Raw genomic sequence first — 18,890 nt, 5'->3', positions numbered from 1 at the left:
TGTGCTTAGTTTTGTGGTTCTTGTCGGAACGAAAAGGCAAAACCCAGTATGTCGTCGTTTTCGTCAATGATAGGCTCTACATTGACAATCACGTCTATGTGTCTACGCCCAAGGGTAATTTTCCGGAAGAGGCTGCGTCGTTCTTTCATTACCTCGTTTAGTATTTCTTCTATTGCCTTGCGGTCGGCTTCAATAGGAATCAGGTTGAGTAAGGCGGCACGCTTCTCAATGCCTACGGCATAGATGCTCTCTATCTCTTGACGGAAACCTTTGTTGAAGTTGAGCAGGCGGGTGCCGAGGTCCAAAGTGGCAATGGGCAAAGTACGTTGCTCTATGAGCTGTTCGCTCAGGCGCAGCACGGCGCGCATGGCTTTTTCTATTTGTTGGCGTTCGATTTCTTCCATGCGCAGGCTCAGCAGGTCCATCATAGATGTAACGAAGCTTTGTTCTTCGATGTGCCATTCGCGAGGTGTGCGCACATGTTCACAAACAATCATCCCCTTCAAACGATTGCCTATGCGAATAGGATAACACAGCAGCGAAGTGATGCTGGCAGCTGCCAGATATTCCATAGTCAGCTCTTTGGTGCGTGGGTCCACTTGGGCATACTCTGCCACTATGACGGGTTCTTCTTTCAGTGTTTTGAAGAACTTGGGTGCTTTCTCTTCCAACAATATTTTCCCAGAAGAGTGGCGGTCTACTGTGCGGTCATACACATCCACACACTTGAGTTGTCCGTCTTGGTATTCCCACACACTCACCCGTGCTACATTGATAGTGTTGGCAACGGCTTTGGTTACCTCTTGGGCAAAGGCGCGTAGCCCCTCTTCATCTACACGCTGTGCCCCCAAAGTAGTAATGATTTCTATTTGTTGACGCAGGCGCTCTTTGCTTTCGATGATGGCTTCTTCGTTTTCTTTTTGCTCGGTAATGTCTTGGTAGGTGCCTATGACACCAATCACATTACCCTCGTTGTCGGTAAATGGTATTTTGCTTACACGTAGCCATATTTGCTTGCCGTCTGCTTGCACAATAGACTGTAGTATGTCTATTTCGGGGATGCCGGTTTCCATTACTTTTTGGTCAGAGGCAATGTAGAATTCAGCCTCGTGCTCGTCCCACAGGTCGTAATCGGTTTTGCCGATGATGTCATCTATACTCTTGGCGCCGATGATTTGCAAGAAACGCTGGTTGCATCCTAAATAAACAGAGTTGCGGTCTTTCCAAAAGATACTGTTTGGCAGTGTATCTATGATTTTCTGCAGCATGTCTTTCGACTTGCGTAGCTCTTCTTGCACTTCTTTTTGTATAGAGATATCGCGCACTGAGAATATGCGGATGCGTTGCCCGGCATATTCGTGCACTTTGTTGTGGATTTCTATGGGAATGCCCTCGCCGGCTTTGTTGATAAGCACTGCTTCGAAGGGCTTAGCATAACCCAATTGCATATTGATGATTGCCAAGGCTTTGCTTTCAGGGTCCAAGTAGTCAAAGAAATATTGCCCGAAAAGCTCTTGTTCAGAGTAGCCGGAAATTCGGCAAAAAGCACTGTTTACATCTTTAATGAATCCTTTGTCATGTATGACAATGCCTTCTGTGGTAGCTTCCGAGATGGCTTTGAGGCGCTGCTCACTTTTTTGTATGGCTTTTTCAGCCAGTTTTTGTTCTGTGATGTCTTTGGTGAAGCAAACGATGCCGGTTAGTTTACCAGCTTTGTCATACATGGGGTTATAGAAGCGAAGGAAGTAGTGTTCGTGCTCTATGATTTCGGTTTGTTTTTTCTTTTTGCTGAGCTCTACTGCTTTGATGTCCTTGTGGATGTCTATTTTCGAGAAGGTACCTTTTTCGAGTGCACGCTTGAAGTCCTCTTCGAGTTGGGCTTTCAACTGCGGGCGCTTGTATTCAAAGTCGTTGAAAATGTGTTGCCCTATGGTAGGGGTGGTACCTGTTTCTCTTCGCATGAAATCAGCCCAGCGAGTATTGAACGAAATGATATGGAAGTGTTCGTCCACGGCAACGATTTCATCTTCTGTGCTCTCCAAGATGGCACGCATACGGGCGCTTTCCAACTCGCGCTCTTTTTCTATCTTTTGCTTTTCGGTAATGTCGCGTAGAATAAGAGCCAAGGCGACGATTTCGCCCCGGTTGTCGCGTACGGCAATGACGTTGCCCACACAGTACACGGGTAAGAAAGTGCGCTGGCTGATGATTTCCAACTCGCCTTCCCAAAATCCTTTTTCTAAGGCTTGTGGGATGGCTTGTTGGATGAAGCGCTTCCATTCGGTTTTTTCGAACAAATCTTGCAGGCGCGCCCCTTTAGTTGGCGTGATACCGTATTGCTTCTCACTGATTTTGTTGGAGTAATTGATATGGTATTGTAAGTCGGTCATTAGAATCAAGTCAGTGGTGTTGTCGATGATGGCAACAAACTTCTCTTGTTCTGTTTTTTGGCGTTCGAGTTCTTCGTTTTGCTGGCGGATGCGGTCTTCGATGCGTTTTTGGCGGGTGATGTCTTGGATGGTACCGTAGAGGAAAAGCACCTTGCCGCGGTTGACATTTAGCTCTTTTTTAATGGAAAGCGTTACGTAGCGTATTTCACCATCGCTTTGACGGATGCGGAATTCGGTAAAGCCTTCATAATTGACGTCTGGGGTTTTGATGGCTTCGGCTAAGATGTCGGCGACCATCTTGCGGTCTTCCTCTACAACAAATTTATTGAGGAAGCGGGCAGTGGGCAGCTGATAGCCATTTTCTACTTCCCGGTTAGTTTTGAGCAGGTTGTAGAGGTGTTCATTGGCAATGATTACTTCTTGCTCTATGTCGAGTTTCCAAGGGGCGAGGTTAGCCAAACGCAGGGCTTCGGACAACTGCGCTTCTTTCTCTTGCAGTTCTATGGTGCGTTGGCGCACTTGCCGCTCTAGGTTCTCTTTCATATGCTCAAGCTCCTGCTTGCTGCGTTCCATTTCTTGCTGTGTCTGCGCTAGCTTTTCCATACTCTTGCGCATGACTTGTTCTTGCTTGCGCATTTGTTCGGCGGCTTCCTTCGACTCTTCGAGCAGCCTGTTCATGCGGGCAGTACGCTTGAGCGTGGCGATGGTAGAAGCTATGTTTTCCGAAACTTTTTGCACAAACTCGACCTCATATGCTTCAAATTTCTTGAACGAGGCGATTTCTATGGCACCATAAGTTTCTTCATGGTCCACTAAAGGCACTATCAGTAGGTTCTTGGGGGTGGCTTCACCTAAACCAGATGAAATCTCGAGATAATCTTGGGGGAGTTTGTCTAAGTGTAAAGTGTCTTTTTCGAGCACTGCCTGTCCCACGAGGCTCTGCCCCAATTCGAGTCTTTTTTGTAGGTATTTGCGTTGGTTGTAAGCAAAGGCGGCTTTGAGTTCAAGATAGCGATTGCCTGCCTTGTCTTCTTCGAGTATGAACAAGCCGCCTTGGTCTGCGCCCAGATATTTCACCAGCGAAGCAATGACTTGGTATGCCAGCTCTTCACTGTCGTTGGCATATTCGCGCAGAATGCCAATCAATTGAGCGAATCCTTCGTTTGCCCATTGGCGGCGCTTTTCCTCCTCGGCAAGTTGGCGCAATTGTTCGCGCAGCTCTACGAGCGACTGCCCCAGCATGTCTTTGGGACTGCGTGGACTGAAGTCAAAATCAAAATTTCTTTTTCTCAGTTGTTCGGTGAAGTGTGTAATTTCGCGCAAGCCTGTGGCAAGTGCGTTGAGGTGTTCTGCCAGCTTGCCCAATTCGTCATTCGATTCATACAATACTTTCTTTTCCACATTTCCTTGTGCCAGCTCGAAAGCGCTGCGGCTGAATGTCTCTATGGGTTTGATGAAACCCCGGCTGAAATAAAGGTAACCTATCACACATAGGCTCAGCAGCCCCAGAGCCCCCAGTATCATCGCTAAGCGAATAAGGAATTGGCGCTTGATATAGTCTTGCACCAGCAGCTCCGTTAATTGGTGATGGCTTTCTTGAAGTGCTGGGTATTGTTCTACGATGTTTTGGAAGGCACGCTCTACTTCGGGGTTTCGCTTTTTTTCTACCTTGGGGGCTACGGTTTCCAACACTATAGTTTGCACTTCTTCGAAGCCCTCAAACACTTCGGTTGGAGCTTTCATTTGTTGTTCATTGACGATGGTGTCCAAAACCACCTGCCGTTCGAGCAACACCTGCAGTTCACTGCGATAACTGCTCCATTGCCGTTTAAGCTTATCTAAAACGACCCGTTTGGCACCTTCAAGAGGTAAAACACGAATGCGCTCGGTTTGTACTTGCACGACTCCCCCTTTGTCCAAGAGGTTGAGGTTCTGGCTGTATTGTTCTATATTTTTTTGCAGCTCCCTTTTTGCCTCTATTTCTTCGTTTAGTATGAGCGTAGCATAAAAGGTAGTTTCTCGTAGGAGGCGTTCATTGCTGCGCGAAAGCTCAATGGTTCCAGCATCTTTGCGCAGTTTCATACTTTGCCAAAAAACGACCGAGTAGCTGCTCAGAATCATCAAAAGCATGACACCAAACAATATTGCCAGCTTTTGTTTCAGGCTCAGTTGTCTTATTTTTTGTATCATATTCTATACTCGAATTAACTTTCGCATCCATAAACCCTAAGATAAGGAAAAAATAGAGAATTGCTGCCTTGTGGCAGTAGCCTTCCGCAAAGAATTCCCTCTACAGGCTACACCGAAGGCAGTAGTTTTGAGAAAAACAGCCATTTGTTTGAATGTTTTTTCTCAAAAAACTATTGTATATTTACTACGGGCTTAGTTGTGGCACTGTTTTGGTTTGTGCTTAGTTTTTAAGAAGAAAAAAGCGAAAACTATGAAAAGAAAACTTGTTTACTTAGTACTGGGTTTGTGCTTGTTGATAGGGGCAGAAGCCTACGCACAACACAGTACCGCAGGAATTGTGTTTTTTGAAGGGTCTTGGCAAGAGCTTTTGAACGAAGCCAAAAAGACAGGGAAGCCCTTCTTTGTGGATTTCTATACCGATTGGTGCGGACCTTGCAAGATGCTTGAGAAAAACACCTTTCGCAATAAAGAAGTCGGCGACTTTGCCAATAAACACTATATTGCTTACCGCGTGAATGCAGAAAAAGGAGAAGGCATAGGGTTGGCAGACAAATACCGCGTACAAGCGTATCCAAGCATTTACTTTTTCAACTCGGAAGGGCGATTGGTAGAAAAAGTGATTGGCTATCATGCCCCTGACCATTTTCTGTATGTGATGGAGCAAATCCTGAAAAAGATAAAGTAGCCGCACCTTATGCCATAGGCGGCAGACCACTCAAAAAGCGGATGACTTGGAGTAGAGGCATCCGCTCTTTTTTGTTCCGTCGAGATTTCTTTTTCACTGCCGGATAATCACTATTCGTTCGGGGCTTATCTCTTTGAACTCAATAGTCCATTGTTTATCGTCGATGCGTACCCTCACTTTATTGTTATCTATTTTTTCCCAGCTGCCTTTGTTCATTTTGTGTGCATCGTTGGGGGCAAGCATCAGCCAGTGGAAGGTGCCGTCTTCGTCGAATTTCATGCGCTCACGAAAGCGAGCCGGGGGCAATTTACTGCCTTCTTTTACATATACTTCCATACCGTTTTGGTCTTGTTCGCGGGCATGCACCCACTCCGTTTGAAAAAGCATGCTTTGATAGCTGTTGTCTTGCGCTACAGAGGTGTTTTGTTGGCTTTTTTTACTACATTGATGAGCAGTTCCAAGCATCCAAAGATAGCTGAGAAAGCTCCAGATAATGATTTTTTGGGGTAAGCTTTGCATGAGGATTCTAATTGGTTGTACTTTACAAAAGTTAAGTTAATGAATCCAATAGATATGGACAACCGGGCTATAGCGCATCAATTGGAATTATATGCTCAATTGCTTGAATTGCATGGTGTAGAGCAGAAGGCACGGGTTTATCATGCGGCAGCATTCCGCATAGAGAAGCAAGAAGAACCATTGGCAGACTTGCCTGTTGCCGAGCTTATCAAACTTCCGGGCATTGGTAAAAGCATTGCCGAAAAGATAAAAGAAATAACAGCCTCAGGCAGTTTCAAAGAGTTGGACGAGCTGCTGGAGCGTACTCCAAAAGGTTTGCTGGACCTTTTTCGAATCAAGGGGCTGGGAGTGAAGAAAATCAAGCGCTTATGGGAGGAATTGGGTATCGACTCGCTCCAAAGCTTAGAGCAAGCTTGTTTAGAAGGTAAATTGGCACGCTTACCGGGAATGGGCGAAAAGACACAGCAGGCTATCTTGGAGGGCATCGCTTTTTTGAAACAAACCCAGGGCAAGCTGTTGTGGCTGCAAGCGGCGGCAGTAGCTCTTGACATACAAAAGGAAATAAAAGAGCGTTTGAAAACCGAAGCAAGTCCAGTGGGCGCATTGGCGCGCAAAGAACCGGTGATTTCAAGTATTGAATTGATGGTGCTCGTGGAATCGCCTGCGGCTTTGCATGCTTGTCTGCGCACCATAGAGCGCTTAGAAGAAATTCCTGAAAACAGTGGGCTTTTCTGTTGGCGTGGCATAGACCGGCACTACCACATACCCGTAGAAGTGCATGCCGTCATGCCAGAGCAGCGCGCTTTTATGCATTTGATGCTTACGGCAACCGAAGCGCATTTGGCGCACCATGTACATGGACAGACCTTACTTCAAGCTGCGCTCAGTATGCCTTCTGCCCCTTCGGAACAGGCTATCTATGCACATTTGGGTGTCCCTTACATTATCCCGGAGATGCGGGAAGGGAAGCACGAGTGGGAATGGGCTCAGAAATACACACTCGACCGCCTTGTGGAGCGCCAAGACCTGCGGGGAGTGGTGCATGCACATACTACCTACAGCGACGGCAAAAACTCCTTAATGGAAATGGCAGAGCATGCCCGTCGTCTGGGCTATGAATATTTAGGTATCACCGACCACTCGCAGTCGGCTTTTTACGCCAACGGGCTCAGTGAAGAACGGGTGCGCCAACAATGGCAAGAAATCGAGCGCATCAACAGACAACTCACGGATTTCCGTTTGCTAAAAGGCATCGAGGTGGACATCTTAGCAGATGGCAGCTTGGATTTCTCCGACGATTTTTTGGCACAGTTCGACTTTGTAATTGCTTCCATCCATTCGGGGCTTTCTATGAATCGCCAGAAGGCAACACAACGGCTATTGAAAGCCATTGCCAACCCTCATGTGCATATTTTGGGACACCTAACCGGTCGCATTTTGCTTGCCCGTGACGGTTACCCTCTCGACATGGAAGCCATCGTGCGGGCATGCGCCGAACACAAAGTGGCAATAGAAGTGAATGCTACTCCCTCGCGTTCAGATTTAGATTGGGAATGGATTTTTTATGCCATGGAGCAGGGGGTAAAGTTATTGATTACGCCTGATGCACATAGCTGCGAAGAGCTGGAATACATGGAGTGGGGGCTGCAGCTGGCGCGAAAAGGGGGAATGCTGAAAGAGGTTTGTCTTAACTGCTTGAACTGCCATGATTTTTTAGACTTTTTTGCACAAAAGGCATAAGCCCTTATGTGTGGTATCGCGGTTATATGGGACAAGTATGCCCGCCTCGACGAACAACCTATGCGGCAGATGCTTCGCCGCTTGGCAAATCGGGGTCCTGACGATGCTCATTGGCTGAAGCTTAAGCTTACGCATGGACAGCTATTTATGGGGCATACGCTCTTGAGTTTTTATGAAAATGCCCCTCGGCAGCCAGTCTGCAACCCTACTTATCCTCTTTACTTGGTTTACAACGGACAAATATACAATACCACCAAGCTGAGCCAGCATTTTTCGCTGCATCATACGCCTTCCGATACTGAATTGCTCTGGCGTTGCCTGCATGCCCGGCTTCACGAAGAAACAGTGCCTACCTTAGAGGGTATGTATGCATGGGTAGCTTATGACCAAGTGCACAATCGCTTGTTGATGGGGCGCGATGAGCAACTTATCAAGCCGCTCTATTACTATGAAGATGAACGTTACCTTGTCATTGCTTCGGAGATAAAGGCGATTCAGGCAAGTGGTTTGTGCCGTTTGACACCCTGTCCGCAGCAAATCCAACACTATTGGCGTTTTCGGGCACCAGAAGTAGGAAAAACTTTTTTCAGGGAAATCAAAACCTTACCGGCGGGTGTATGGCATTTGCCGCTTCATCCTCGAATGCTGCTCGAACACCACAAAGAGCGGCTGGACGATTGGAATCCTGTGCGATTTACATATCCCCACCTTAACGACACTCAAATGGTAGAAACTGCCCATGCTTGGCTCTTGGAGGCAGTAGTTATGCAAAGTAGGGTAGGCAATCCGGCGGTATGGCTTAGCGGTGGAGTGGACTCTTCGCTGCTGCTGGCACTTTTGCGCGAAGAAGGCAAAACGGCGGTGCCTGCATTCACGATTGTGCCCGAAAATCGTAGGAAACAGCCCACGGCTACTCAGGATGCCGTTTATGCTCAAAAAGTAGCGCGCTATTTTCGAGCAGAGTGGCAGCCCGTAATCATAAAACGAGATGATTTTCTTGAACAACTGCCTACTTTCTGGCAACTTGCCGACCAGCCTATTGCCGACCCGGCGACTGCCTTGATAGATGCATTGGCAGCACAAACGGCTGCCTTGAGCCGCTGTGTGTTGAGTGGTAGTGGAGCAGATGAGTGGTGGGGCGGCTATGAGCGTCATCGGGCGTGGTTTTATTGGTTGAATAATCCTGCCTTGTATCGCCAGATGGCTAAAATTGCCAAGCCATGGGTGGCTAAAATACCTTTTATTCACGACCGCGTGCGTCAAATAAAAAAATGGCTGCTTCCTTTAGCCGATGCCTCACCCGAGCACCTTTATTATGAATGGGCTTCGTTGCGTTTGCCTTCCCCTTTGTCGGAGCATTTGCCGCCGCTGCACACCTTAGCGGATGCCCTGCAGTTTGACCGTGATTTTTATTTGCCCCAAGTGTTGCTTGCCTCACAAGACTATTATGCTGGGCGTCATGCTGTAGAAGTGCGAGTGCCTTATCTGATGCCTTTCATCTTGCATTGGCTGCGCGAGCTACCTGTGTCTGTTTTGCTTTCTAAAGGCAAAAAATGGATATTGAAAGCCCTTTTGCTGCGTTTAGCTCCCGAATTGAAAGCGGTTGCCAAGCGCAAAAAAGAAGGTTTTGGCATTCCTTTGGGCGACTGGATGCGTCAGACCGCTACCGCTTCTTTGTGGCTTGTCTTCGAAGATGCACAAGCGCCCGTTTACGAATACATAAATTTTTCGAAGGTGCATTCCTTGTGGAAACAGCACCTTCGCCGGCACGATGACTATACGCATGAACTGTGGGCGGTGCTGCAGATGAACGCCTTTTTGTGTTCTTTATGAGAGTAAAAGTTTATTTGGGAGCTATTTTTGGAAAAAGCCGCCAGCATGCATTGTTTTTCACATCAAAATTCCTTAGCTTATCTAAGGATTCAACTCAATTCCAACATTCACTTTAAACACAACGCTTATGGCAGCAGAATTGTTGAAAATACACCCACAAAACCCCGAAGAGCGCAAAATACGGAAGGTAGTGGAGTGCTTGAAAGAGGGCGGCGTAATCATTTATCCTACCGATACGGTTTATGGTATTGGTTGCGACATCCACAAAAAGCAGGCGGTGGAGCGTTTGTGCAGAATCAAAGGAGTAGAACCCCAAAAAGCCCGTCTCTCTTTTATCTGTCATGACCTGAGTCATATTGCCGAGTACGCCAAGGTGGAAACGCCTATTTTTAAAATCATGAAAAAAGCCTTGCCCGGACCTTTTACCTTCATTCTGCCAGCTAACAGCAAAGCACCCGATGGCGTCCTTTACAAGCGCAATACGGTGGGCATTCGTGTGCCGGACAATCCCATACCCCGCATGATAGTGCAGCAGCTGGGCAATCCTATCATCACCTCATCCATTCATGATGAAGATGAAATCATAGAATACACTACTGACCCCGAAGAAATCTATGAACGCTTTAAGCATTTGGTCGATATCGTGATTGACGGAGGCGCAGGCAATAACGTCCCCTCTACCATTGTGGATTGTTCCAATGGAGAAATAGAAGTAATCAGAGAAGGAGCAGGTGATATTTCCATGTACTTATAGGTCGCCGACAGCATGCAGTTTATTGTGAAGGTGGTATCCATAGACCAAGGTAAAACGCTGTTTATTCACCGTTTCAGCCGTTTTGAACAGGCATATGAATTTTATTTGATGCTCAACGGAGCTGTTTTCTTTGAAAGAGTGTGTGTAAAACTGCTGACTGCCGACTATGAGCTGATTAGCTTATTTGAGAGCCGTGCACCCGACCAAATCAAAAACCTTTAGAGGCTTGCCGGCAGAAGTAGTAAAGGATACAGAAAAGCGCTGTCGCTGACAATGCGATAGCGCTCTTTTTTTGCAAAGAAAGAGGGAAAAAGCAAAACCGCCAATAGCGTAAGATTCATGCACCAAAGCACCAGCATCAATAAAAGTCGCTGCCATAAGGCTGCCGATATTACCGCAGCCAAGCCAAGCAGGGCATAGATGAGGCGGCGTAATGACGCCTCAGGGAGCCTTTGTGCCAAAGACCGTTGCCCGTCTTGTTGGTCAGAATGTCGTTCGTAGGCAGCTATGATAAGTAAGTTGCACCATGCCAGCAGGAGAAAACTGATGCCCAACACCCAAAAACCAGAGCTATAGCCCGAAGGAACAAGGGGCGCCCAATGCCACAAGCTGGCACCTGCTACATAGATGAGCGCTACCCGCAGTTCTTTGCTTATGTCCACCCAGTGGTAGGGCAGTAGCTCTAAAGCAAAATGTATGGCAGAAAAGAAACCCAAGTATAAGCCGCTGTAAACGACCGGAAGCGGTGCCCACTGCCACAAAAGCCCCATGTCTATCAACAAAAGAATGCCAACAGCAAGCACAAAGCGCTTAAAAAAACGCTGATGCACCCTATGGCGGAAGGTGTGGGCACAGTGTTGTATGCGCAGAGCATCCCACAGATGGTCGGCGGTGTAGAGTATCCACACCGAAATGACTAATATAAGATAAGGGGGAAACTGCCTAAGGGGTTGCCCTGACTCATAACCAAAGGCATATAAGACAGCACAGGCACTTAGGCACACATCGAGACTCAAGGCACGCAGCCACTTCCATAAAGTGCTCATGTTCGAAGGCTTTTGATAAAAATAAGGCAATTCAAATTTCTACCTTTCAATAAAAGCCTGTACATTTGTTGGAACGACTTATCCGGAAAGACCGAGGCAATGGGGCCGTTGACGTCTTAGCAACCATGCACGCCCGTGCATAAGGTGCTAATTCCCACCCTCTTCCGTTTGGTGAGGGAAAGATAAGTCAGCTTCGAGCCGTCGCTGATTTTTCTGTGTATAAGTCTGTTTTATTCTCTCTTGTTTCTGCTTGCTGAACAGAAAAGAGTTTGTTTTTTACTTTAACCAGAATGACAGCTATGGATGCACATCCTATTGAAAAAGCACTGCAAGAGCGTATCTTGGTGCTGGACGGTGCCATGGGCACCATGATTCAGCGCTACGGACTTACCGAAGCCGATTATCGTGGCGAGCGCTTCCGTGACTTTCCCCATGAGCTCAAGGGAAACAACGACCTTTTATCTTTGACACAGCCCCACATTATACGGGAAATTCATGAGAAGTACCTGCAAGCGGGTGCCGACATCATCGAAACCAACACCTTTAACAGCACTTCTATCTCGCAAGCCGACTACCATTTGCAAGAACTGGTGTATGAGCTGAACTATGAAGCCGCCCGCTTGGCAAAGGAAGTTGCTGCCCGTTTTAGCGATAAGCCCCGCTGGGTGGCAGGTTCTATAGGACCTACCAACCGTACCGCTTCGCTTTCGCCCGATGTGAACCGTCCGGCATATCGAGCCATCACCTTCGACACCCTCGTGGATGCCTACTATGAGCAGGTGCGTGGGTTGGTAGAAGGTGGAGTTGACTTGCTTCTAGTAGAAACGGTATTTGATACCCTGAATGCCAAGGCGGCTCTTTTTGCCATTGAAAAATATTTTGAAGATACCGGCAAGGCGCCTTTACCTGTGATGGTTTCGGGCACCATCACCGATGCCAGCGGACGTACTCTCTCGGGGCAAACCGTAGAGGCATTTTTGATATCCCTTTCGCACTACCCCCTGCTAAGCATAGGCTTGAATTGTGCCTTAGGGGCTGATTTGATGCGTCCTTATGTGGAAACGCTTGCCAAGCAGGCGCCTTTCTTTACTTCTGCACATCCCAATGCGGGCTTGCCCAATGCCTTTGGAAAATACGACCATACGCCCGAAATCATGGGGCAAATGGTGGAAGACTTTCTGCGTGAAGGATGGCTCAACATTATTGGGGGGTGCTGTGGAACCACACCCGAGCATATACGCCTCATTGCCGACTTGGCACAGCGCTATGCGCCGCGTCGGCGTCCTGCCAAAAAGCACCTGACAGCTCTTAGCGGCTTGGAGCCTCTTTATGTCAACGAGGTAACTGGTTTTGTGAACATAGGCGAGCGCACCAACGTAGCCGGTTCCCGCAAATTTGCCCGCCTGATTTGTGAAGGCAACTATGAAGCGGCATTGGCAATAGCACGTCAGCAGGTGGAAAATGGCGCCCAAGTCATCGACATCAACATGGACGAAGGCATGCTCGATGCCGAAGCTGCCATGACCCACTTCCTGCATCTCATCGCTTCGGAGCCCGATATTGCTCGTGTACCTGTGATGATAGACTCTTCGAAGTGGAGCGTCTTGGAAGCAGGTTTGAAATGTGTGCAAGGAAAAGCGGTGGTCAATTCGCTCTCGCTAAAAGACGGAGAAGAAGAATTTTTGCGTCGTGCTCGACTGGCACGCCGTTATGGAGCCGCTGTGGTAGTGATGGCTTTCGATGAGCAGGGACAAGCCGACACCTACGAGCGTCGTATAGAAATCTGTGAGCGGGCTTACCGTCTGCTTACCGAGCGTCTGAACTTCCCCCCCGAAGACATCATTTTCGACCCCAACGTATTGACTGTGGGCACCGGCATTGCCGAGCACGCCAATTATGCCGTGGACTTCGTGCGCGCAGTGGAGTGGATTAAGAAGAACTTGCCATATGCCAAAACCAGCGGGGGAATCAGCAATGTGTCTTTTGCTTTCCGTGGCAACGACCGTGTGCGCGAAGCCATGCATTCGGCTTTTTTATACAAAGCCATTCGTGCGGGCTTGGATATGGGCATTGTCAATGCCGGCATGATAGAAGTGTATGAGGAAATACCCAAAGACCTGCTCGAACATGTGGAGGACGTTTTATGGAATCGCCGCCCCGACGCCACCGAACGCCTCATCGCCTTTGCCGAAACCTTGAAAAATGATGGTGCACAGGCTGCTAAGCAAACCGAAGCATGGCGCGAGGCAAGCGTGGAAGAGCGATTAAAGTACGCTTTAATCAAAGGCATCACCGACTACATCGAAGCAGACACCGAAGAAGCTCGACAAAAATATGTTTCGCCGTTAAAGGTCATTGAAGGTCCTTTGATGGATGGCATGCGCATCGTGGGAGATTTGTTTGGGGCAGGCAAAATGTTCTTACCACAGGTGGTAAAGAGCGCCCGAGTCATGAAAAAATCGGTAGCGTATTTGATTCCTTTTCTCGAAGCAGAAAAACGCCAAAACCCGAATGGCAGCGCCGCCGGTAAAATACTGCTGGCTACTGTCAAGGGAGATGTGCACGACATAGGAAAAAACATCGTGGGGGTAGTCTTGGCATGTAACAACTACGAAATCATTGACTTAGGAGTTATGGTGCCCGCGAACAAAATCATAGAAGAGGCAAAAAAACACAAGGTGGACATCATCGGGCTGAGCGGCTTGATAACCCCCAGTCTTGATGAGATGGTACATGTAGCCAAAGAGTTGGAGCGCGAGGGCATGTGTGTGCCCTTGCTCATAGGGGGAGCTACCACCTCGCGGGCACACACCGCTGTAAAAATAGCACCCCATTACAGCGCCCCTGTGGTGCACGTGTTGGATGCCGGACGCAGCGTGCCTGTGGTCAGTGCTTTGTTGAGCGAAGAAAGAGCGTCTTTTGTCGAGCAAATACGTCAGGAATATGAGGGGCTTCGCAAGCAATATGAACGCAAGCAGCACACCAAAGACCTCTTACCCATAGAAGCGGCACGTGCCAATCGCTTAAAAATAGATTGGACACAGGCACCCCTCTATGAGCCTAAAAAATTGGGAGTGCATTATCTCATGGATTATCCACTGGAGGAAATAGCCGCCTATATAGATTGGACACCCTTCTTTTGGACGTGGGAGTTGAAAGGGAAATACCCTGCCATCTTGGAAGATGCAACCTATGGGCAGGAAGCCCGCAAACTGTTGCTTGATGCTCGCTGTATGCTTGACGAAATCATACAGCAGAAACGCCTGAAAGCCCATGCTGCTTTTGCCTTGTTGCCTGCCAATGCAGTAGGCGATGATATTGTAGTGTATGACACACAAGGCACCTCCGCCGGTGAAACTACTTATGCCGGCACGCCCTTGCCTTTGCCCTTGAAAACAGTATTTCACATGTTGCGTGAGCAGAAGAAAAAGGCAGAGGGGCTACCCAATTTATCTTTAGCCGACTTTGTAGCCCCCATATCCACCGGGCGCCTTGATTACATCGGCTGCTTTGCTGTAACTACCGGCATTGGCTTAGATGAATGGGTGCAGCAGCTGGAAGCACAGCATGACGATTACCGTGCTATCATGGCTAAAGCACTGGCAGACCGATTGGCGGAAGCTTTCGCTGAGCTATTGCACGCGCGCATAAGACGCGAATTTTGGGCATATGCCCCCAACGAAAATCTTTCTATGGAAGACATCATTGCCGAGAAATATCAAGGCATTCGTCCGGCTGCAGGCTACCCTGCCTGCCCCGACCATACAGAGAAACGAGCAATCTTTGATTTGCTTGATGCAGAGGTGAAGTTGGGCATGCGTCTTACCGAAAGCTATGCCATGTATCCTGCTGCTTCGGTAAGCGGATGGTATTTGGCACACCCCCAAGCACATTATTTTGGAATAGGTAAGATTGCTGTGGACCAGCTTCAAGACTACGCTGAACGTAAAGGATTGAATTTAAAAGAAATGGAAAAATGGTTGCGTCCTTATCTGAGTGAATAGAAAAGTGGGAGGCGTGTAAGTTTAAGGCATGAATTTTGCTGCTTTTATCTTTGTTCAACCCTAAATTACTAAAACCATGAAAAGGCTTTTTTATGCTTTGGCTCCTTTGACTCTCATGGCGCTACTGCTTACTGCCTGCAAAGGTGATAAAGGAGACCCAGGTATTCCTATTCCAGAAGATGGACAGAATAACAATTCTTTTTTATTCGATGTGGGCGAAGTAAAAGTAGTGCTACGCGATGCTTATTACGCTGACGGTACCCCCGTAGGCGGAACTCCCGCGCCCGATACATTGGTTGTTAAGTACAATTTCGAAAGACCTTACCTTGAATTTAAATCTCCCGGACAGGGCTACCCCCCAGAAGTATATTTAAATTTAGTAAATTCAAATTTTCTTGATAAGTTGGTAATGAACATGGGGTTTATAGAAGGGAGTTCACTGGCGAACATTACTCGTGATGATGTGGAATACATCTATCTTACAGTAACTCACGATATAAAAACGCAGGGTAAAATTAAGCGTTGGCAGGGCGAGGCTTTCTTATTATCAGGAGGACAAAATGTGACTATCGAGAGGCTTTCTTACGACCCCGCCAAAGAAATGCTTTCTTTTAAACTTACATTAACTTTTGACAGAGTGTATTCAGACCCCCAATCCGGCAATGGTAGAGGGACCACGGCTGAGGTGTCGGGCAATATCCATGTGTTGGAGATTGCCTATAGACCTTAATTCATAAAGTTTCAAGCTATGAATTCCCTCAATACCTTTCTGGGTTTTGAGGGATTTTTGTATTTTTACTTCAAAAGCATTTTTCGTGTACACACCTATGTATATTATCAAAGTAAAGGGCAAAGCCAAAATTCCGGATTACGTTCAAATACGGGATGATAACTTCGTTTTGGTGGCTTATTTTCGAGCGGACCGACCGCTTAAAGACAAAGACTTGGAAAAGCTTAACTTAGTAGGAAAAGAAGCTGCTTTACGCCAACTGATAGAGCAAATCCCCTATGGGAAACTGCAAAAACTGGAATTGTGAGCAACATGGAAAACCAGCCGGATGTAGTTGTAAGTGTTAAAGGCGCAACCATCTACCAAAATGGTATGCCCGTGCTTAGCGATGTTTATTTCGATGTGCACAAGGGGGAGTTCGTCTATATTGTAGGGCGCACGGGGAGCGGTAAAACTTCCTTATTGAAGACGCTTTATGCCGATTTGCCCCTCTACAAAGGCGATGTAGAGGTGGCAGGCATTCAACTGTTCAATATCAAACGCAGAGACATTGCCAAGCTACGCCGACGCATAGGCATCGTTTTTCAGGATTTTCAGCTGCTTATGGACCGTAGCGTGGCTGACAATTTGTTTTTTGTCATGCGAGCTACAGGTTGGCGCAGCACTGCCAAAATGAAGCAACGTATGAACGAGGTGCTGTTGCGGGTAGGTTTAAGTGGAGCAACAAGCAAAATGCCGCATCAGTTGTCGGGAGGCGAACAACAGCGCGTAGTCATTGCGCGTGCTTTGCTCAATGAGCCAGCTATCCTTATTGCCGATGAACCCACTGGCAATCTGGACCCCGCCGTAGGCGAAGAAATTATGGACCTGTTTATGAAAATTAACCGTAGCGGTACCGCCGTACTGATGGCAACGCACAACTATCAATTTATAGAGCAATTTCCGGCACGTGTGTTAAAATGCGAGCATGGTACTTTGCTTGATTCCACCCTGCACAACTTTGATTTAAAAACTTTGTTTTGATTGAAGAGTATCGTGAGTAGAATACAAAAATAAGAGACAGTTTTCACATACTGCCTCTTATTTTTGTGCAATTTCAACTACGATTAGACTTTATTGCATTCCTCGTAGCTCGTCTACAGGGCGGCGTTCTCCGTCTTTGTATCCTTGCACATAGGCATCTTTTATGCCCAACTTGCGCACGGCATCACGGAATGCCACTGCGTCTTCATAGCTGCGAAAGATGCCAAGTGTATAGTATCGGTTGACGCTGTTGCCCGAAGCATCTTCATCGACAAAAGAGAGCTGTACTTTAAAGAAAATGCCTTTCTCTTCATTTTTGCGCTGTGCATTCTCTTTTATTTGGCGCTTCAGTTGCTGGTTGCGGCTTTCTAAAGCGCTGACTTGGTTGTCTTTAGTAGCCAGCTGGTCACGTAGCTCCTGCAGCTCAGCTTCGAGGGTGCGTAATTCTTGTTTGAGCTGGTCTTTTTCTTCATGCATGGCTTTGAACTCCTCCAAAGAGGTGGACTTGAGTTTCTTCTTCCACTCTTTATATATCTTTTTCTCTTCTTTGCTCATGCGTTGCGCTTGCAGATATCCGCTGGCAAGCACAAAGACCATAATCGCTATAAAAAATCTCATGATTCTATGCGTTTAAATTCGTTTTTTTGATTCAAAAAAAATTTTTATAGGATACCCTCCAAGGCTTCTTTGATGTCTACACGCACACCATCACGATAAGCCACAATCCATGCGTCTTTAATACCCATGCTTTGCAAGTACTTTTTGAATTTATCTGCCTCCCAGTAGTCATTGAAATAGCCGATGGTGTATTTTTTTATTGCCCCTTCGGATTCTACTTTCATATCGGCTTCTCGGGTAATGCGGCTGCTAAGGTCAATGGTTTCGTAAGCGCCTACTTGCACACGGAAGAACACGCCACGCTCATTGGGTCCTTGGCGGCTGGTGGCATCTACTTCTTCTTGTCGTTGCTGTTCCAGTTTTTGATTTTCTTCGCGCAGTTGGGCTAAGCGGTTGTCTTTTTCGCCCAATTGTAAGCGAAGAAGCTCTAACTCCTGTTTGGTTTGTTTAATCTTCTGTTGAATTTCTTCTTGCTCTTCCACCACTTGCTTGAAAGCCAGCGGGTTCGTGGCTTTCTTTTTCTTTTTCCAAGCTTTTTTTTCTGCTTTGCTCATCTGAGCAAAAGCCTGTTGTGAGGGACCGGGATAGAAAACACCCCCCAAAAGAAGAATGAGCAAAGTTGTCTTGATTACTTTCATAGCATCGGTAGATTCTAAAAACCAGTAAAATATTTGAAAATTACGGTCAAGATACAAAAAAGTTGCCATTTATGTAGTAGTAATTACATTTATCTTCTGCGGCAGTCTTCTACTTCGCCACCCAATATGATGGCAAGAGCATCTTTCATGTCCATAGGGATGCCGTTACAAAAAGCCATGATTTCTGCTTCGGGTATGCCTACTTTCAGTAGATGTCTCCGGAAGTTTTCGGCAAGCCAGTAGTCTTTGAAGTAACCAAGTAGGTAAAGAGTTCCACCCTCGTAGTGGTAGATGTGCAGGTCGGTACTTTGCAATAGTTTCTCAGAGAGGTTGACCTTCTCATTTGAGCGAAAACGCACACGCATATACACGCCTTGGCGCACACTGGGTAGAGGACGCGAAGCATTTATCTCGCGCACTTCTTCTTCCAACTGGCGATTTTCATCACGCAGGCGAGTAATTTTCGAATCCTGCTCTTGAAGTCTTGCCCGCAGGCTTTGTACTTCACGTTCTTTAATGGCTTTTACACGTCGCAAAGAGTCATTGCCCTCTACCAAGGCTTTGTATGCAAGAGGGCTTGTTTTTTGATAGATTTTATACCAGTGTTTGGCTTCTTGGCGTGACATCTGTGCAAAAGCACCAGCATTGAATGATAGCCAAAGTATAAAAGAGAGTAAAACAGCTTTCATAAAGGACTTTTTTGAACCTAAACAGCTACGC

The 18,890-nt window shown here is 47.1% G+C and carries 15 protein-coding genes and 1 riboswitch; of the genes, 9 read left to right on the top strand and 6 right to left on the bottom strand.

Annotated features, from left to right (window positions below):
• Positions 1 to 5 precede the first annotated feature (5 nt).
• Complete coding sequence (locus FHS56_RS08215; protein WP_166919570.1) at positions 6 to 4,580, bottom strand: PAS domain S-box protein; 4,575 nt, start codon at positions 4,578 to 4,580, stop codon at positions 6 to 8.
• 250 nt (positions 4,581 to 4,830) lie between these two features.
• Between FHS56_RS08215 and FHS56_RS08210 the strand changes: the two genes are divergently transcribed.
• Positions 4,831 to 5,265: a thioredoxin family protein gene (locus FHS56_RS08210; RefSeq protein ID WP_166919568.1), complete on the top strand. Its 435-nt coding sequence runs from the start codon at positions 4,831 to 4,833 to the stop codon at positions 5,263 to 5,265.
• A 93-nt stretch (positions 5,266 to 5,358) separates the two neighbouring features.
• Here FHS56_RS08210 and FHS56_RS08205 read toward each other — a convergent pair whose 3' ends face one another.
• A complete protein-coding gene (locus tag FHS56_RS08205) occupies positions 5,359 to 5,784 on the bottom strand; it encodes a hypothetical protein (RefSeq protein WP_166919566.1) in 426 nt (141 codons plus the stop codon).
• A gap of 39 nt (positions 5,785 to 5,823) precedes the next feature.
• Between FHS56_RS08205 and FHS56_RS08200 the strand changes: the two genes are divergently transcribed.
• The 4 genes from FHS56_RS08200 to FHS56_RS08185 all read left to right on the top strand — a co-directional run bounded on the left by FHS56_RS08200 (position 5,824) and on the right by FHS56_RS08185 (position 10,333).
• Positions 5,824 to 7,524: a helix-hairpin-helix domain-containing protein gene (locus FHS56_RS08200; RefSeq protein ID WP_166919564.1), complete on the top strand. Its 1,701-nt coding sequence runs from the start codon at positions 5,824 to 5,826 to the stop codon at positions 7,522 to 7,524.
• A gap of 6 nt (positions 7,525 to 7,530) precedes the next feature.
• Positions 7,531 to 9,357 carry an asparagine synthetase B family protein gene (locus tag FHS56_RS08195; protein ID WP_166919562.1) on the top strand — a complete coding sequence of 609 codons (1,827 nt, stop codon included), beginning with the start codon at positions 7,531 to 7,533 and terminating at the stop codon, positions 9,355 to 9,357.
• A gap of 127 nt (positions 9,358 to 9,484) precedes the next feature.
• On the top strand, positions 9,485 to 10,111 hold the full coding sequence (locus FHS56_RS08190; RefSeq protein WP_166919560.1) for an L-threonylcarbamoyladenylate synthase: 627 nt from the start codon (positions 9,485 to 9,487) through the stop codon (positions 10,109 to 10,111).
• Between the two features lie 12 nt (positions 10,112 to 10,123).
• A complete protein-coding gene (locus FHS56_RS08185; RefSeq protein ID WP_166919558.1) occupies positions 10,124 to 10,333 on the top strand; it encodes a hypothetical protein in 210 nt (69 codons plus the stop codon).
• Here the strand turns inward: FHS56_RS08185 and FHS56_RS08180 are convergent.
• Positions 10,330 to 11,157 (bottom strand): hypothetical protein, encoded by an 828-nt coding sequence (locus FHS56_RS08180; RefSeq protein ID WP_166919556.1) that lies wholly within the window; start codon positions 11,155 to 11,157, stop codon positions 10,330 to 10,332. The two genes, FHS56_RS08185 and FHS56_RS08180, sit on opposite strands and share 4 nt — an antisense overlap.
• A 75-nt stretch (positions 11,158 to 11,232) precedes the next feature.
• Positions 11,233 to 11,346: riboswitch (SAM riboswitch) on the top strand.
• Positions 11,347 to 11,447: 101 nt separating this feature from the next.
• Here FHS56_RS08180 and metH point away from each other — a divergent pair.
• The 4 genes from metH (at position 11,448) to FHS56_RS08160 (ending at position 16,914) form a co-directional block, all read left to right on the top strand.
• On the top strand, positions 11,448 to 15,161 hold the full coding sequence (metH, locus tag FHS56_RS08175; protein WP_394352668.1) for a methionine synthase: 3,714 nt from the start codon (positions 11,448 to 11,450) through the stop codon (positions 15,159 to 15,161).
• Positions 15,162 to 15,237: 76 nt separating this feature from the next.
• On the top strand, positions 15,238 to 15,891 hold the full coding sequence (locus FHS56_RS08170) for a hypothetical protein (RefSeq protein WP_166919552.1): 654 nt from the start codon (positions 15,238 to 15,240) through the stop codon (positions 15,889 to 15,891).
• Positions 15,892 to 15,988: 97 nt separating this feature from the next.
• Positions 15,989 to 16,198, top strand: a complete 210-nt coding sequence (locus tag FHS56_RS08165; protein WP_166920206.1) for a fructose-6-phosphate aldolase — start codon at positions 15,989 to 15,991, stop codon at positions 16,196 to 16,198.
• A gap of 5 nt (positions 16,199 to 16,203) precedes the next feature.
• Entirely contained in the window at positions 16,204 to 16,914 is a 711-nt protein-coding gene (locus FHS56_RS08160) for a cell division ATP-binding protein FtsE (protein WP_166919550.1), read from the top strand.
• Between the two features lie 90 nt (positions 16,915 to 17,004).
• Here the strand turns inward: FHS56_RS08160 and FHS56_RS08155 are convergent, their stop codons facing one another.
• Genes FHS56_RS08155 through FHS56_RS08145 form a run of 3 tightly spaced genes read right to left on the bottom strand, consistent with a single transcriptional unit; the run spans position 17,005 to position 18,859 of the window.
• Positions 17,005 to 17,532: a hypothetical protein gene (locus tag FHS56_RS08155; RefSeq protein WP_166919548.1), complete on the bottom strand. Its 528-nt coding sequence runs from the start codon at positions 17,530 to 17,532 to the stop codon at positions 17,005 to 17,007.
• A 44-nt stretch (positions 17,533 to 17,576) separates the two neighbouring features.
• Complete coding sequence (locus tag FHS56_RS08150; protein ID WP_166919546.1) at positions 17,577 to 18,239, bottom strand: Ezrin/radixin/moesin family protein; 663 nt, start codon at positions 18,237 to 18,239, stop codon at positions 17,577 to 17,579.
• Positions 18,240 to 18,259: 20 nt separating this feature from the next.
• Positions 18,260 to 18,859: a hypothetical protein gene (locus tag FHS56_RS08145; RefSeq protein WP_166919543.1), complete on the bottom strand. Its 600-nt coding sequence runs from the start codon at positions 18,857 to 18,859 to the stop codon at positions 18,260 to 18,262.
• Positions 18,860 to 18,890: the final 31 nt, after the last annotated feature.

Origin of the sequence: Thermonema lapsum (genome assembly GCF_011761635.1) — a bacterium.
GTDB classification, from domain to species: Bacteria; Bacteroidota; Bacteroidia; order Cytophagales; family Thermonemataceae; genus Thermonema; species Thermonema lapsum.
The sequence above is the reverse complement of the archived record's forward strand: the minus strand, read 5'-3'. Positions and strand labels throughout refer to the sequence as shown.

Bases quoted from the DNA above. Each gene is read 5' to 3' on its own strand.
- FHS56_RS08215 (WP_166919570.1), bottom strand. From the start codon at position 4,580: ATGATACAAAAAATAAGACAACTGAGCCTGAAACAAAAGCTGGCAATA.
- FHS56_RS08210 (WP_166919568.1), top strand. From the start codon at position 4,831: ATGAAAAGAAAACTTGTTTACTTAGTACTGGGTTTGTGCTTGTTGATA.
- FHS56_RS08205 (WP_166919566.1), bottom strand. From the start codon at position 5,784: ATGCAAAGCTTACCCCAAAAAATCATTATCTGGAGCTTTCTCAGCTAT.
- FHS56_RS08200 (WP_166919564.1), top strand. From the start codon at position 5,824: ATGAATCCAATAGATATGGACAACCGGGCTATAGCGCATCAATTGGAA.
- FHS56_RS08195 (WP_166919562.1), top strand. From the start codon at position 7,531: ATGTGTGGTATCGCGGTTATATGGGACAAGTATGCCCGCCTCGACGAA.
- FHS56_RS08190 (WP_166919560.1), top strand. From the start codon at position 9,485: ATGGCAGCAGAATTGTTGAAAATACACCCACAAAACCCCGAAGAGCGC.
- FHS56_RS08185 (WP_166919558.1), top strand. From the start codon at position 10,124: ATGCAGTTTATTGTGAAGGTGGTATCCATAGACCAAGGTAAAACGCTG.
- FHS56_RS08180 (WP_166919556.1), bottom strand. From the start codon at position 11,157: ATGAGCACTTTATGGAAGTGGCTGCGTGCCTTGAGTCTCGATGTGTGC.
- metH (WP_394352668.1), top strand. From the start codon at position 11,448: ATGACAGCTATGGATGCACATCCTATTGAAAAAGCACTGCAAGAGCGT.
- FHS56_RS08170 (WP_166919552.1), top strand. From the start codon at position 15,238: ATGAAAAGGCTTTTTTATGCTTTGGCTCCTTTGACTCTCATGGCGCTA.
- FHS56_RS08165 (WP_166920206.1), top strand. From the start codon at position 15,989: ATGTATATTATCAAAGTAAAGGGCAAAGCCAAAATTCCGGATTACGTT.
- FHS56_RS08160 (WP_166919550.1), top strand. From the start codon at position 16,204: ATGGAAAACCAGCCGGATGTAGTTGTAAGTGTTAAAGGCGCAACCATC.
- FHS56_RS08155 (WP_166919548.1), bottom strand. From the start codon at position 17,532: ATGAGATTTTTTATAGCGATTATGGTCTTTGTGCTTGCCAGCGGATAT.
- FHS56_RS08150 (WP_166919546.1), bottom strand. From the start codon at position 18,239: ATGGCAACTTTTTTGTATCTTGACCGTAATTTTCAAATATTTTACTGG.
- FHS56_RS08145 (WP_166919543.1), bottom strand. From the start codon at position 18,859: ATGAAAGCTGTTTTACTCTCTTTTATACTTTGGCTATCATTCAATGCT.